Origin of the sequence: Arthrobacter sp. ISL-5 (genome assembly GCF_018613835.1) — a bacterium.
Taxonomy (GTDB): Bacteria; Actinomycetota; Actinomycetes; order Actinomycetales; family Micrococcaceae; genus Arthrobacter.
Window position 1 is genome coordinate 1 of sequence record NZ_JAGGPM010000062.1, and the last position, 13071, is coordinate 13071.

13 protein-coding genes and 1 pseudogene are annotated in these 13071 nt (G+C 66.4%); 5 read left to right on the forward strand and 9 right to left on the reverse strand.

All coding sequences use genetic code 11. The features are described from left to right. The 3 genes and pseudogenes from J7I89_RS24295 to J7I89_RS24305 form a co-directional block, all read left to right on the forward strand. Positions 1-575: pseudogene (locus J7I89_RS24295) on the forward strand (amino acid permease); the annotation flags it as partial. A 243-nt stretch (positions 576-818) separates the two neighbouring features. After that, positions 819-2612, forward strand: a complete 1794-nt coding sequence (locus J7I89_RS24300; RefSeq protein WP_251045807.1) for a thiamine pyrophosphate-dependent enzyme — start codon at positions 819-821, stop codon at positions 2610-2612. A 369-nt stretch (positions 2613-2981) separates the two neighbouring features. Further along, a complete protein-coding gene (locus tag J7I89_RS24305; RefSeq protein WP_181038652.1) occupies positions 2982-3155 on the forward strand; it encodes a hypothetical protein in 174 nt (57 codons plus the stop codon). A 63-nt stretch (positions 3156-3218) separates the two neighbouring features. Here the strand turns inward: J7I89_RS24305 and J7I89_RS26075 are convergent, their stop codons facing one another. Further along, entirely contained in the window at positions 3219-3740 is a 522-nt protein-coding gene (locus J7I89_RS26075; RefSeq protein ID WP_374102047.1) for a carboxypeptidase-like regulatory domain-containing protein, read from the reverse strand. Next, on the reverse strand, positions 3625-3990 hold the full coding sequence (locus J7I89_RS24315; protein ID WP_214975847.1) for a VOC family protein: 366 nt from the start codon (positions 3988-3990) through the stop codon (positions 3625-3627). The genes J7I89_RS26075 and J7I89_RS24315 overlap by 116 nt, the downstream gene beginning before the upstream one ends. Before the next feature lie 95 nt (positions 3991-4085). Here J7I89_RS24315 and J7I89_RS24320 point away from each other — a divergent pair, with 95 nt between their 5' ends. After that, a complete protein-coding gene (locus J7I89_RS24320; RefSeq protein ID WP_214975849.1) occupies positions 4086-4571 on the forward strand; it encodes an NUDIX domain-containing protein in 486 nt (161 codons plus the stop codon). Positions 4572-4623: 52 nt separating this feature from the next. On the opposite strand, the gene J7I89_RS24325 is transcribed toward J7I89_RS24320, so the two are convergent. From J7I89_RS24325 to J7I89_RS24335, 3 genes are all read right to left on the reverse strand, one after another. Continuing rightward, positions 4624-4992: a hypothetical protein gene (locus tag J7I89_RS24325; RefSeq protein WP_214975851.1), complete on the reverse strand. Its 369-nt coding sequence runs from the start codon at positions 4990-4992 to the stop codon at positions 4624-4626. 283 nt (positions 4993-5275) lie between these two features. Then, positions 5276-5794 carry an OsmC family protein gene (locus J7I89_RS24330; RefSeq protein ID WP_214975853.1) on the reverse strand — a complete coding sequence of 173 codons (519 nt, stop codon included), beginning with the start codon at positions 5792-5794 and terminating at the stop codon, positions 5276-5278. Between the two features lie 100 nt (positions 5795-5894). After that, positions 5895-6833 (reverse strand): 5'-3' exonuclease, encoded by a 939-nt coding sequence (locus tag J7I89_RS24335; RefSeq protein ID WP_214975855.1) that lies wholly within the window; start codon positions 6831-6833, stop codon positions 5895-5897. Between the two features lie 129 nt (positions 6834-6962). On the opposite strand from J7I89_RS24335, the gene J7I89_RS24340 reads away from it, so the two are divergent. Further along, positions 6963-7274 (forward strand): hypothetical protein, encoded by a 312-nt coding sequence (locus J7I89_RS24340; protein WP_214975857.1) that lies wholly within the window; start codon positions 6963-6965, stop codon positions 7272-7274. Between the two features lie 725 nt (positions 7275-7999). On the opposite strand, the gene J7I89_RS24350 is transcribed toward J7I89_RS24340, so the two are convergent. The 4 genes from J7I89_RS24350 to J7I89_RS24365 are packed head-to-tail and all read right to left on the reverse strand — an operon-like array spanning position 8000 to position 13024. Next, a complete protein-coding gene (locus tag J7I89_RS24350) occupies positions 8000-9661 on the reverse strand; it encodes an ABC transporter ATP-binding protein (protein ID WP_214975859.1) in 1662 nt (553 codons plus the stop codon). After that, positions 9654-10499, reverse strand: coding sequence for an ABC transporter permease (locus tag J7I89_RS24355; protein WP_214975861.1), 846 nt, complete (start codon positions 10497-10499; stop codon positions 9654-9656). Before J7I89_RS24355 ends, J7I89_RS24350 begins: the two co-directional genes overlap by 8 nt. Next, a complete protein-coding gene (locus J7I89_RS24360; protein WP_214975863.1) occupies positions 10492-11433 on the reverse strand; it encodes an ABC transporter permease in 942 nt (313 codons plus the stop codon). Before J7I89_RS24360 ends, J7I89_RS24355 begins: the two co-directional genes overlap by 8 nt. Positions 11434-11476: 43 nt before the next feature. After that, the gene (locus J7I89_RS24365; RefSeq protein ID WP_214975865.1) at positions 11477-13024 is read right to left on the reverse strand and encodes an ABC transporter substrate-binding protein; all 1548 of its coding nucleotides are present in this window, start codon (positions 13022-13024) and stop codon (positions 11477-11479) included. Positions 13025-13071 lie beyond the last annotated feature (47 nt).

Here is a 13071-nt window from a genome sequence, read left to right on the forward strand (position 1 = left end):
TGGACGTCATCATGAACCTCGTCGTCCTCACCGCCGCCCTGTCCTCCCTCAACGCCGGGCTGTACTCCACCGGCCGCATCCTCCGCTCCATGTCCGTCGCCGGCTCCGCCCCCAAATTCGCCCAGCGCATGAACAAAGCCGGCGTCCCCTACGGCGGCATCGCCATCACCGCCGGCGTCTCCCTGCTCGGCGTCCCGCTGAACTACCTCGTCCCCTCCCAGGCCTTCGAAATCGTCCTCAACGTCGCCTCCGTCGGCATCATCGTCACCTGGGCCACCATCGTGCTGTGCCAGATGCAGCTCAAACGCTGGGCCGACAAGGGCTGGCTCAAACGCCCCTCCTTCCGGATGTTCGGCGCCCCCTACACCGGCTACCTCTCCCTGCTCTTCCTCGTCGGCGTGCTCATCATGGTCTTCATCGACTCACCCCTGACCCTGCTCGTCACCCTCGTGGCCTGCGCCCTCATGGTCGCCGGCTGGTACGCCTGCCGCAAACGGATCCACGACATCGCCGAAACCCGCGACGGCTTCACCGGCATGTCCCCCGTGGTCGCAAACCGGACTCCAATCCGGTAGCAAGTCCCGCGACCGTCCCGGTTTCCACACCCCCTAGACCCCACAACAACCGACCGAAAGCCCGCCATGAACCGACGAAACCTGCTAAGCCTTCAGCACCACCGGCCGCCCACGGACAGCCAGACGAACGACAGCTGCGAGGACGGCTGCTTCTTCTGCACCGGACCGGAAACCGACTAGGCGCCACCGGCGCCTCCACCCAACGCACGTAAACCAACACCCAACCCAAGAAGACAAGTAGTGATGACAACGGAGTCCGCACCCACCATGACCGCAACCCACACGCATCCGTTCGAAGGCCAAAACCCCAACCACCGCGCAGCGCAGCCAACCCCATCGGCTGCTCCGTCCAGCCCGGGCGGCAGCCCGACCGGCAGCCCGACCGGCAGCCCGACCCGGGGTAGCGCCCTGAAATCCGCCGGGCACGTGATTGTTGACTCCCTCGTGGCCCACGGCGTTGAACGCACCTACGTTGTTCCCGGCGAGAGCTTCCTGGACGTGCTGGACGGGCTGCACGGTTCGGACATCGACACCGTGGTCTGCCGGCATGAAGGCGGCGCCGCCTACATGGCCGAGGCCGACGGCAAGATGAACCAGCGTCCCGGCGTAGCCATGGTCACGCGGGGGCCTGGCGCGGCCAACGCCCATGTCGGGCTCCACACCGCCTGGCAGGACTCCACCCCAATGTTGCTCTTCGTCGGGCTGATCCCCTTTGCCCACCGTGATCGCGAAGCGTTCCAGGAATTCGATATCAAGGCCTGGTTCGACACGGGTGCCAAACGCGTCATGGTCCTTGACCATGCCGAGCGGGCGTCCGAGATCGTGGCCGAAGCCATGTTCGCGGCCATGAGCGGTCGGCCGGGTCCCGTCGTCATCGGCCTGCCGGAAGACATCATCCGGCAGCATGTGGATCCGGCCCTGCACCCCGCCATCCCGGTGGCCGCCGGCGGTATGAGCACCACGGATGCCGAGGCACTCGCCACCGCACTGGCACATTCCAAGAAGCCGCTCTTTGTGACCGGCGGCAACGACTGGACCCAAGAGGCGGCCAGCCAGCTCACCGAGTGGCTGGAAAGGCACCACATCCCGGCTGCCGCGGAATGGCGGACGCAGGGAACCGTGCCCTTCGACTCCCCGTCATACGTCGGTCCGATCGGCTACGGCCGCCCCCGCCCCACGTACGACCTATTGGAGGAAACCGACCTGCTCGTATTCGTCGGCACGGTCCCGGGGGATGTCATCACGGACGGTTTTGTCTGCAGGCAGGACTGGAACAAGAAGAATTTCCTGGTGACCATAGATCCCTCGTTGCGCGGCCGCTCAGGCCCGGTCTCGCGGCAGATAGTGGCTAAACCGGACGCATTCGTCCGGGATCTCGCTGACATCGAGCTGCCCGTGAAGGAGGAGTGGAAGGCGTGGACGGGCAGGATGCGCGCCGAGCAGGCGTCTTTCGCCGGCCTGCCGTCGGCCACGCCCGGCGAAGGACCTGCCAGGATGGACACACTCATGGCTAACCTCGTCCCGCGGCTGCCCGAGGACGCCATGGTTACCTTCGGGGCGGGCGAGCACACCAACTGGGCGCACCGGTACTTCCCGACCCGGCGCTACGCCTCGATGATCAGCGCCAGAAACGGCTCCATGGGCTACTCCGTGCCCTCGGCCATCGCCGCGTCACTGGCGAACCCGCAGCGCCGGGTGGTCACCATCGCCGGCGACGGGGAATTCCTCATGAACGGCCAGGAGTTAGCCACCGCGGCCCAGTACGGCGCCACGCCGCTGATCATCGTCATGGACAACCAGGAGTACGGCACCATCCGCACCCACCAGGAACGCCACTACCCGTCCCGTGTCTCCGGCACGCAGCTGAAGAACCCCGACTTCGGCCTCATGGCCCGGGCCTTCGGCGGTTTCGGCGTCACGGTCACCCAGGACAAGGACGTCCCGGCGGCCCTCGACGCCGCGTTCGAAGCCATCGATCGGAACGGGGTGTTTGCCCTGATCCACCTCGTCGTCGAACAACGGGTCAAGGCCTACTGACTGTCCGGCGCCGCGGCGGACCCGCGAAAACGTGGCTCTCATCGGAGCCCCTTCAGCACGCTGTGACGAGACTCACCTGCAATGATCGGAAATCCGCTTGAGGCGTCAACGCCCCGCCGGGCATCATGGAATGGACGGATGAGAAGACGATTTCCCAGCCGACGCAGCCCTGACGGTTCACTCTAACGCGTAGACGTCGCAGTGGCTTAGAAGCAAAAGTTAGAACCAACCTGGTGGACGCAACGAGGCCAAACCAGTGTGTGCTCAGCCGAGCTGCACTAGGTCTCCGATCGTTCACGGATTGACCCGTTCCGGGCTTCGCACCGATGCGATGGCCCATGACCGAATTTATGAATGAGGCACCGAATAATGACGTTCGAAACCACTGACTCCGTAACGCTGAAAATCTGGGACCGGTCTGCGATTGACCACACACTGGAGGCAGCCGTGCACGACCTTTCCACCCGGGCCAACGCCCCCAAGCACAGCATCGCGGTCACCTGCAGCGGGCCGAACACCTTTACGGTCAGCCTGAACCGCTAGGCCACGCGGCGCCATAAAGGTAAGTGGACGACGGCGGGAGATTCCCGCCGTCGTCCTCTTGCGTTAGCGGATCCCGCTGTCAACAATCAGCGTGACGCTCACAGGAGCATCCGAAATCACCACCTGCTCTGTGGCCGTCGAAGCATAGCCGCCTGCGTTGGTGGCTCTTATTACATAACGGCCCTCAGGCAATGTGAGATGGAAAGTGCCCGAGCTGTCCGTGAGCGTTGAGCCCCGGACCGCGTCTCCGTCCAGTGCGACCACCTCGGCGCCTGACACAGGGCGCGGCGGACACTCCTCACCGACGCGTTCAACCGGGCAGGACGGCGCGGACAGGACCTTGCCGGAGACCTCCCCGGAAGGGTCGCCATTGGCGCACCCGCACAAAAGCAAAGCAGCGGCGGCGGCCAGCAAAGCCCTGCGGTAGCAAGTCACCCGACCCACCAAGCGATTCGTCGGCGCCGGGAGTCTAGGCAGCCGGCCGTGGCGGCTCGTGGAGTCCGAAGGCCGAGCCCTGATCGTCCTTGCAGAGCTTGAACCTTCCGTACTCCCCGGCACCCGTGTCGTCCCCGAGCTCAGGATCATCGACCGAGCCGCCGAGCTTCCGCACGCGGTCCAAGGCCGCGTCCATGTCGTCCACCCGGAAGAAGATGTACGGCACCGCTCCGGGGTCGCCGCCGTGCATGCCGCCGGGGATCCCCGGGGTGCCGATCATGAATCCTCCGCCTTCGGAGGGTCCGGGAGTGAAGTCCCAGCCGAAGAGCGCCCCGTAGAACGCCTTGCCCCGCTGGGGATCTTCCAGGCCGATTTCAAAGAATACTGGCTCGCCGGACATCGTTCCTCCTGGTCTTGGGTGAGAACGCCCTCACCATAGAGCCGAATGCCCCCGCGGCACAATGGTTACCGATAGCCTTGGGACGTGGAGGGCAAATGACGGTTCGAAGCGCAGGCATCCTGCTGTACCGGCGGAGCCCGGAATCTCAGCTGGAGGTCTGGATTGCGCATATGGGCGGGCCGTTCTGGTCCCGTAAGGACACCCATGCCTGGTCCATTCCCAAGGGCGAGTATCTCGAAGCCGAGGATCCGTTGGCCGCCGCCCTGCGTGAATTTGCCGAGGAAATGGGTACGCCGGCGCCGGCGGCTGACTACTTGCAGCTGGGGACTTTCCGGCAACCCTCCGGCAAGCTCATCACGGCCTTCGCGGCCGAGGCGGACTTCCAGCCCGAGCAAATTGTGAGCAACACGTTTGCGCTGGAATGGCCGAAAGGATCGGGCGTGGTGCAGAGCTATCCCGAGATCGATGCCGCGAGGTGGTTCACGGAATCCGAAGCCCGCACCAAGTTAGTGAAGGGGCAAGTGCCGATCCTCGACGCGCTCAGCGAGCACCTCGGTGACAGTGGCACAGGACGAAAGTAGAGCGGACGACGGCGGGCCCTCCCGCCGTCGTCCGCCTCCGTCGTCGACGCTTCTAGTGTCCGCGTCCCGCCTCCGTGGCGGTGACGGTGAATGAAGCGTTCAGCTTCACGGTTGCTGGTGAGCCGTCCGCCTTGATGATGTGTGCCTCGTAGGCGGCGCCCTCGGCGTCGGTCTCGACGCGTTGGACCGTTGCCCCGGGGTTTGCTGCGATGGCAGCCGCCTTCACCCTGGCTGCCACCGTCCCTGTCAGCAGCTGCTCCGTGATCCCGTTGGCCTGGTGGCCTCCTTGGGCTGCCGACCGGCTGTCCGTTTGATTCGACGATGACGCACTGACGGGTCCGCCCATGGCGAGATAGATGCCGCCGCCCACGAGGCCGGCGACCAGAGCTGCGTTGACTACGCCTTTTTCAACCCTGTTCATGACTTGCTCCTGGCTTCCGCGGTCCAGGCCTTTGGGAAATGCCTCCGCCTCGCAGACCGCTCGTTGATCGGGCCGTCGGATCCCGGTGCCGCCGATCCGGGGAGCGACAGTGCGGATTCTACCCATGTGCGCGCGTGGCGACCAGAGGAATTTACTACGTCGAAGGAGCGGAGACAGACCGGTCTGTCTCACACCTCGTTCCGGGCATAGGTCCCACGCAAAACACAACAAAGGCGGACGACGGCGGGAGGACCCGCCGTCGTCCGCCTTTCCTTTGCGGTGGTCACCGGCCAACCACAATGGCCAGTTCCACCGGGACCGCGCGGCGGACGGCGTCGTCAACGGGAGAGTGCTCGTCAGCCCAGCGAACCATGGCTTGGAGGGTGGCCTCGTCGGCGTCCTCGGCCGCCACCCGCACTACTGTTCGCAGACCCAGGGGCCCCGCCGGAACGTCGTCGTCGAGTCCCAGCAGGCCGCGGTCATCAGATTCGCTGTCCACCTCGACCTCCAATAGGGACAGCGTCACCCCCGTCTCCGCAGCTCGCATGGCGATGAGCGAGGCGAGGCAGGCGGCACTTGCAGCGCGCAGCATCCATCCAGGGGGAGGCGCGGAACCCCGCCCGCCGACGCCTGGCGCCATATCCGTCACCAGGGACCAGCCGCGCGGGCCGTCAATGCGCACGCGGAGTCCGTCTTCCAGCACCGCCGTGGCCATCGAGTCGCGGGAGCGCGCCTTCTCCGGACTGTCCCTCAGGTACTGCCGGGACCTACTGATCGCCTGGGCTATTTCCGACTGCGCCATGGTTTCACCCTGCTTCCGCAACAGAATCCGGTTCGGACGCAGGCAAGAGTACACCGGGCCGTTGCAGGAGGGAATGCCTGGAACAGAGCGGGGTTCCCCCTCAGTGCCGAAGATCGAGCGCGTCGAGGAGTCGTTTGACCGAGCCGCCGAGGTTCCATTCGGTGGCGAGGCGCTCGAGTTCGGCCCGCGAATCGCCGGCGACAGGGTGCAGCTGCGCGCCTGCCTCCTCAAGCGTGGGCAGCTCGAGGTCGCGGACGAGCTTCACGACGGCGGGCGCGACTGCGAGGTAGTCGGCGGCCGCGGCGAGCTTCGACCGCACGGGGGCGGACAGCCCGCTTCCGGCATCCGCCGACGCCGCTAGCAGCCCGTCGAGCGTGCCGTACTCGCCGAGCAGCGACGCGGCGGTCTTCTCGCCGATGCCGGCGACGCCCGGAAGGCCGTCGGACGCGTCGCCGCGGAGGGTCGCGTAGTCGGCATACTGCACGGGCAGCACCCGGTACTTGCCGACGACGACGGCGTCCGTCACGACTTCGAGGTTCTTCATGCCGCGCGCGGTGTAGATCACCCTCACCTGACGGTCGTCGTCGACGACCTGGAAGAGGTCGCGGTCGCCCGTCACCACGTCGACCGGAAGCTCGGCATGGCTTGCGTAGCTGCCGACGACGTCGTCCGCCTCATGGTCGGCAGCCCCCACGACGGCGATGCCGGCGAGGTCGAGCACCCGGCGGATCATCGGAATCTGCGCCTCGAGCGCGTCGGGCACGACTTCCACGTCGGGCGCATCGGCCACCACCTCTGCGACCCGGTGCGACTTGTAGGTCGGGATGAGGTCGACCCGCCACTGCGGACGCCAATCGTCGTCCCAGCACGCAACGAGATGCGTCGCGCCGTAGTCGGTGGTGAGCCGAGCGATCATGTCCAGCAGCCCGCGAACAGCATTCACGGGGATGCCGTCGGCGCGGCGGATCGTGTCGGGTACGCCGTAGAACGCGCGAAAGTACAGCGACGCGGTGTCCAGCAGCATCAGGCGGTGGGGCATAACCGATCCTGACACGGTGGCACCGACGATGAGAAGACTCTCAGGCAAGTCTCACCCACGACTCAGACTGGGCGTTCATCATGGAAGCAGTGGCAGGACCAGCGTGTCAGGCTGAGGAAAGGAGCCGGAATGCCCACCAAGTCTCAGGCCCGGCGGAAAGCTGCCGGTGACCGCGTACAGGATCTCCCCGAGTCAGACCGGGGTGCGCATGATGCTATCGGCGGCACCGCCCTTCGCGAACAGATTATCGACATCATTCTCGACGTTCTCTCGGAATCTGCACCCGTGCGTCCGGAAGTCCGCGCCGGCCTCCTGAAGCACCTGGCGGATAATCCCGGGAACCCGGAAAAGGCGCTGCTGGACCACCTTCGCGACCCGGTCACCAGGTCGGACGCAACGGGTGGCCGCCGGCAGGCGAGACCCAAGCCAGTGACTAGGTAACGCCTGTCAGGCCTGACCCGGAGTTTCGGTAAATGCTTGCCGGGCCAGGCGCGCGAAGTCGGCAATGAGACGTGACGGGCCATCTTTCCAGAATGCAAGGAACACTGATATCGGCGGTGCGTCGCGGACGGTTTTGTAGACCACCCCGGGCCTTGGGTACTGCGTAGCGGTCGCTTCGGAGGACATGCCCATGGCAATGCCTGTGGAGATGAGCGTCAGCCAATCGTCGACCCGCACCGATTTCCCCCGTGACCGCTAACCAGACGAAAACCGACCACCGGCCCTTCTTCCCTCCGGACTCGGAGTTTCCGGACTTGGAGCTTTCGGTGACGCGATCGGCCTGGGATAGCTGGGCCTCCAAAGCCGGCGAGAACAAGGCCCCGCCGGCGCCGGTGAGCACGGCCCCGAGGAGGAACAAACTGAAATTGGAGGCGGCCGCCAGGGCGGCGTAGCCGGCGATGCGGACGAGGCAACCGAGCAGGATCGCCCGCCGGGCGCCCCACCGGTCGGCCAGGAGGCCGCCCACCAGGAACATCCCCTGCTGGCTGAACGTGCGGGCACCAAGGAGGCGTCCAAGCCGTATTCGTCGCCCATGGCGCCGGCAAGGAAGGGAATGACTGCGTAGAAGCCGAGGTTGAAAACGAGCTGGGCGCCGAGCAGGGTCCGCGTTTCAGCCCGGTAGCGGCTAAATGGCATCGAACTAAGTGGCATTGATCAGTTGCACTTCACCTTGGATCCGGGCTGCTGACCAGGTCACGGGCGCCAGGAACCCGGATGGTGCTTGCAACGTGCTGACATGCCCTGGCCGCCTGCGGGACGGGGAGTGCCGCCGCGACGAGCTCTTTGCTGTGCCCGTGCTGGGGATGGGCGAAGAACTCTGCCGTGGGTGCCACCTCGACCAGAGCGCCCTGAAAGAGTACGGCCACCCTGTGGCTCATGTATCGGATGACGTTCATGTCGTGGGAGATCATGATCAGGGAGAGTTGGCGGTCGCGGTGCAGGCGCAGCAGCAGGTCAAGGACCTTGCGTTGCGTCACCGCGTCCAAGGCCGACGTGGCTTCGTCACAGATCAAGACCGCCGGTTCCAGCAGAAGCGCCCTGGCGATCGTGAGCCGCTGGAGCTGGCCTCCCGAGCATTGGCTGGGGTACCTGTCCAGCAGCGCAGGGTCGAGTTCAACCTCCCGAACAACCTTATCGATGCGCGCAGTGCGGTCCTCGGCCGTGCAGTCCCGGCGTTGCTGCAACGGAGCTTCCAGGCTGGTGCGGAGCTTCATGCGCGGGTCGAAAACGTCGTGCGGTTCCTGGAAGACGAGCTGAACTTCCGTGCCGGATGTCCCGGACCGGTTGTCCTTCGTGCCGGGGAACCGGGTGATGCTTCCGCTTTCGGGCGTTTCAAGCCCGAGGATCAGCCGTGCCAGGGTGCTTTTGCCGGATCCGGACTGCCCCAGGATTCCGAGGATCTCGCCTTCCCGGAAGTCGAGCGACACGTCCTCCAGGGCCGGCCGGGCGCTGCGACGGTTTGACCGGAACCGCTTGGTGACACTGTGCAGGTCCAGGACCGTCCGCGAAGGGGCAGCCGAGGGTGCCGGGGCCGCGGGAAGAGCCGAAGCCCGCAACAGGTCTTTGGTGCATGTGGTCCGGGGAGTGTCCAGGACCGTTCTGACGGGGCCTGACTCCTGGACGCGGCCGGCCTTCATCACCACTACGCGGTCGGCGAAGGCGGACACTGTCGCGAGGTCGTGGGTGATGTACAGGACGCCCAGCCCGTGGCTGTGCCTTTGCCGGCCGATCAGCTCCAGGATCTGCAGCTCGAGCACTTTGTCGAGGGCAGAGGTCGGCTCATCCGCAAGCAACAGTTCGGGCCGCCCGGCCATGGCGACGGCGAGCATGGCCCGCTGGGCCATACCTCCGGACAGCTGGTGCGGATACGCACGGGCGCACCACGCCGGATCCTCGAATCCTGCTTCCGCCAGCAGGTCCAGCGCCTGCATCCTGGCGCTGCGTCCCCGAAGCCCGCGATGAAGCTTCAGCGGCTCGGCCAAATGGTTGCCGACGGTCTTCCGGGGGTTGAACATGCGCTTGGGCTGCTGGAACAGCATGCCGATCCGGCCTCCGCGCACACGGTTGAGTTCCGCTTCGCCGGCAGCCCTCAGATCCGTGCCGCCCAACCGGATCGAACCGGACTCGACGTGGATCCGGGGCGGCAGCAGGCCCAGGACCGAGAGGGCGGTCATCGTCTTGCCGCTCCCCGAGGTTCCCACCAGGGCCACGAACTCTCCCGGTGCCACGGAGAGGTCCATTTCGGACACGATCCGCGTCGCGGAACCCTGCCGGGAGTCTGCCCCGTGGCTGATGCGCAGCCTTTCGATGATCAGCCCCTCAGGCATGCGCCACCGCCCGTGCTGGAACCGTTGACAGCAGCAGGCGGCTTCCGGTCATGCGGGACACATGCTGCCCGATCAAGGTGACGCAGAGAGCGACGGCGAAGATCACCAGGCCGGGGACGAGGATCGTCAACGGTGCCCGCACCGCGTACGGCTGGGCTGCAGCGAGCATCGACCCCCAGTCCGACTGCGGCGGCTGCACCCCGAGCCCCAGGTATGACAGCGCCCCGACGTTGATCAGGAACTGGCCGAACCGGAGCGTGGCCTGTCCGAGCAGCGGCCCGGCGAGGTGGGGCAGGATGTGCCTGAGGACGATGAATGAGGGCGGGCAGCCCACCACCTTGGCCGCCTCGATGAACCCGCGGGCCGAAACGTCGTAGGCGAGTGCGCGGGCGAGCCGGGCGAAGGGCGTCCAGCCTGTCACGGTGAGGGCCAGCAGCAGGGAGGGATAGCCGGTGCCGAGCGCGGCCACCAGGAATAGTGCCACCACCATCTCCGGCATCGCCAGGAGGACGTCGTTGGTGCGGGTGAAGAACTCGTCCAGCCAGCCCCGCCGGCGGGCACTGAGCACGCCCACCGCGGTGCCCGTTACGGCCGTCAGCACCGTGGCCAGGGCGGCGATTGTCAAAGAGAACTGGCCGCCGTCGAGCAGCCGGCTCAGCGTGTCCCGGCCCAGATGGTCCGTGCCGAGCCAGTGGGCGGTGTTGGGCGCTGCCAGCCTGGCGGCAAGGCTTTGTTCGGCCGGCGGGTAGGGCGCGATCCATGCGGCCAGGGCTACCGACAGCACGATCAGGAGCAGAACCGACCCGGCGACCCGGACGTGGACGGGCAGTTTACGCATGGCTCATCCTGATCTGGGGGTTAAGGAGGCCATGGACCAGGTCCGCGGCCGTGGTCAGCAGGACGGCCAGCCCGACGACCACCACCACCGCCCCCTGCGCCAGGGGAATGTCGCTGTTCAGGACGCCGTCGAACAGCAAGCGTCCCATGCCCGGAATCGCGAAGATGACCTCGACGAGGACGGACCCGCCCAGCAGCCCCGCGAACCACACCGCCACCAACGTGGTGAGGGGCAGCAGGCCGTTGGGGATCACATGCTTCCACACGGTTTGGAGGTGGGAGAGTCCCCGGCTTCGCGCGGCGGCAACATGCTCCGCGCTCAGCGCCTCCAGCACTCCCTCGCGCACCGCCGAGGTGAAGTAGCTCGTGGGCCGCAGGGCGAGGACGGCCACGGGCAGGACCGCGGAGGGCGGCCCTTCCCATCCTGCCGAGGGCAGCACGGAAAGCTGCAGCGCGAAGACCAGTACAAAGAGCGGTGCCAGCCAGTACTCAGGAAGCGCGATGAACGCCTGGGTGACCGCGGTGATCACCTTGTCCGCAGGGCGGCCCTCCTGCAGGGCGGCCGTGACACCAAGGGCCACGGAGATGGCGGCCGCCGCGCCCAGCGCCAGGACCACCAGGCTGAGCGTGATCCAGAGTGCCGGCAGCACCTGCTCGGCCACCGGAGTGCGGCTGGTGTAGGACAGGCCCATGTCGCCGCTGCTGAGCCTCCCCAGCCAGCGGAGGTACTGCGTCCACAGGGGATCGTTGAGGCCCAGCTGGAGACTCAAGGCGTCCACCGCGGAGTCGTCGATCACATCTCCGGCCACGCGGGACCGGATGATCTTCCGCACGGGGTCCCCCGGAGTCACGTACGGAATGAGGAAGACGGTGAAGGACGCCAAAAGAACGGCGGCCACAAGGGCCGCCGCTCTCCGGGCGAGGAACGGCATCATTCCGGAGCCCGTTCTTGTCGACTATCAGCGGGGACGGTCACGGTCACGATCCGGATTTGGCCGTTTCCGCCCTGACCACATAGCGGGACAGGGGGTCCTGGACGTGGGACTGGAGGTCGGCGCGGACGGCGTCGATGGCCTGCTCGTTGACGAGCCACACGTTCACGGCCTGGTCCTGAAGGATCTGGCCCGCCTCTGCATACAGGCGGTAGCGCTCCTCCGCGTCCGCGGTTTTGGCTGCCTTGGCGATCGTCGCGTCGTAGTCCTTGTCGCAGAAGTGGCTGAGGTTGTAGCTGCCGTCACAGGTGTAGTCCGCCGTCAGGAATCCGATGGGGTCGGCGATGTCGATCAGCCGGTTGCGCTGGCTCAGCACCATGTCGTAGTTGCCGGCCAGCAGGTCCGGTTCCACCGCGGCGTATTCCTTGGTCTGGATCTTGACAGGAACGCCCACCGCCTTCAGGTCGTCCTGGATGACCGTTGCCACGTCCGCGAACTCCGCGCGCTCAACGATGGCGACGATCTCCAGCGGGCGGTCAGCGGTGTAGCCGGCGGACGCGAGCAGCTTCTTGGCCGCCTCAAGGTCCTGCTTCGGCGCCTCGGCACCCTCAATGGCCCAGGGCTCCGAAGGGGCGAAGGGGCCGCGGGCCGCGACGGCCGCACCTTCATAGACGCTTCCCGCCAGGGCATCCAGATCGAGTGCCGAGCGGACCGCCTTGCGGAAGTCGACGTCGTGGAACGGCGCCTTTCCGTTATTCATGTACAGCGTGGCGGTCCTCGGCGAATCGGCCTTGAGGACCTTGACGTTGGAGTCTCCCTCCAATGCGGCCAGGCCGGAGACGGGAATGGAAAGGGAAACGTCCGCTTCGCCCGTCTGGACCTGCGCGGCGCGGGCCGCCCCGTCCGTGATGAACCGGATTTCGGCGCCGGCAAGCTGCACTTCTCCGCCCCAGTAGTCCTCGTTGCGGTCCAGGGTCAGGGACTGCTTGGGCTTTTCGGATACCGGCTCGAAGGGTCCGGTGCAGTGGCCGAACGGGTCCACCGTCTCGCCCTTGAACGCTGCCGGGGCCAGGACGCCGGTGTTGACGCTCGCGAGTCGGTAGGGAACCAGCGGGCTCTCGGTCGGTGTGGTCACTCGTACGGTGCGGTCGTCGACCGCCTTGACGCCGCTGACAACCTTGGGGTTGAAGGCCCGGGCCGGGACTGCCGCCCCGAGGACATGCTGCAGGGAGCCGGCCACGGCGGCAGCGGTCAGCGCGCTTCCATCCTGGAACGTGACCCCTTCGCGGATGGTGAAGTCCCACTCGAGGGGAGAGACCTGCTTCCACTCCGTGGCCAGCGACGGCACGATCTTTCCCTGTGACTCGTCGTAGCGGGTCAGGGTCTCGAGGCATCCGGAAAGGGACAGAATGTAGGCAGCATCGCTCTCCAGCGCCCAGTTGGCCACCGGCGCCCGGAAATTGTCCACGACGATTCGCTGGTCCGTGTTGGCCGCTTGCTTGGTTCCCGCTGAGGAGCCGCTGAAGCCGCAGCCCGACAGTGACAGCAGCGCCACGAGCCCCAGGGACAGCGACGAGGGAAGGGAAAAGCGCACGAAACCACCTAGATTCAATGTCTGCAGACGTGGCAGAGGATTGTGTC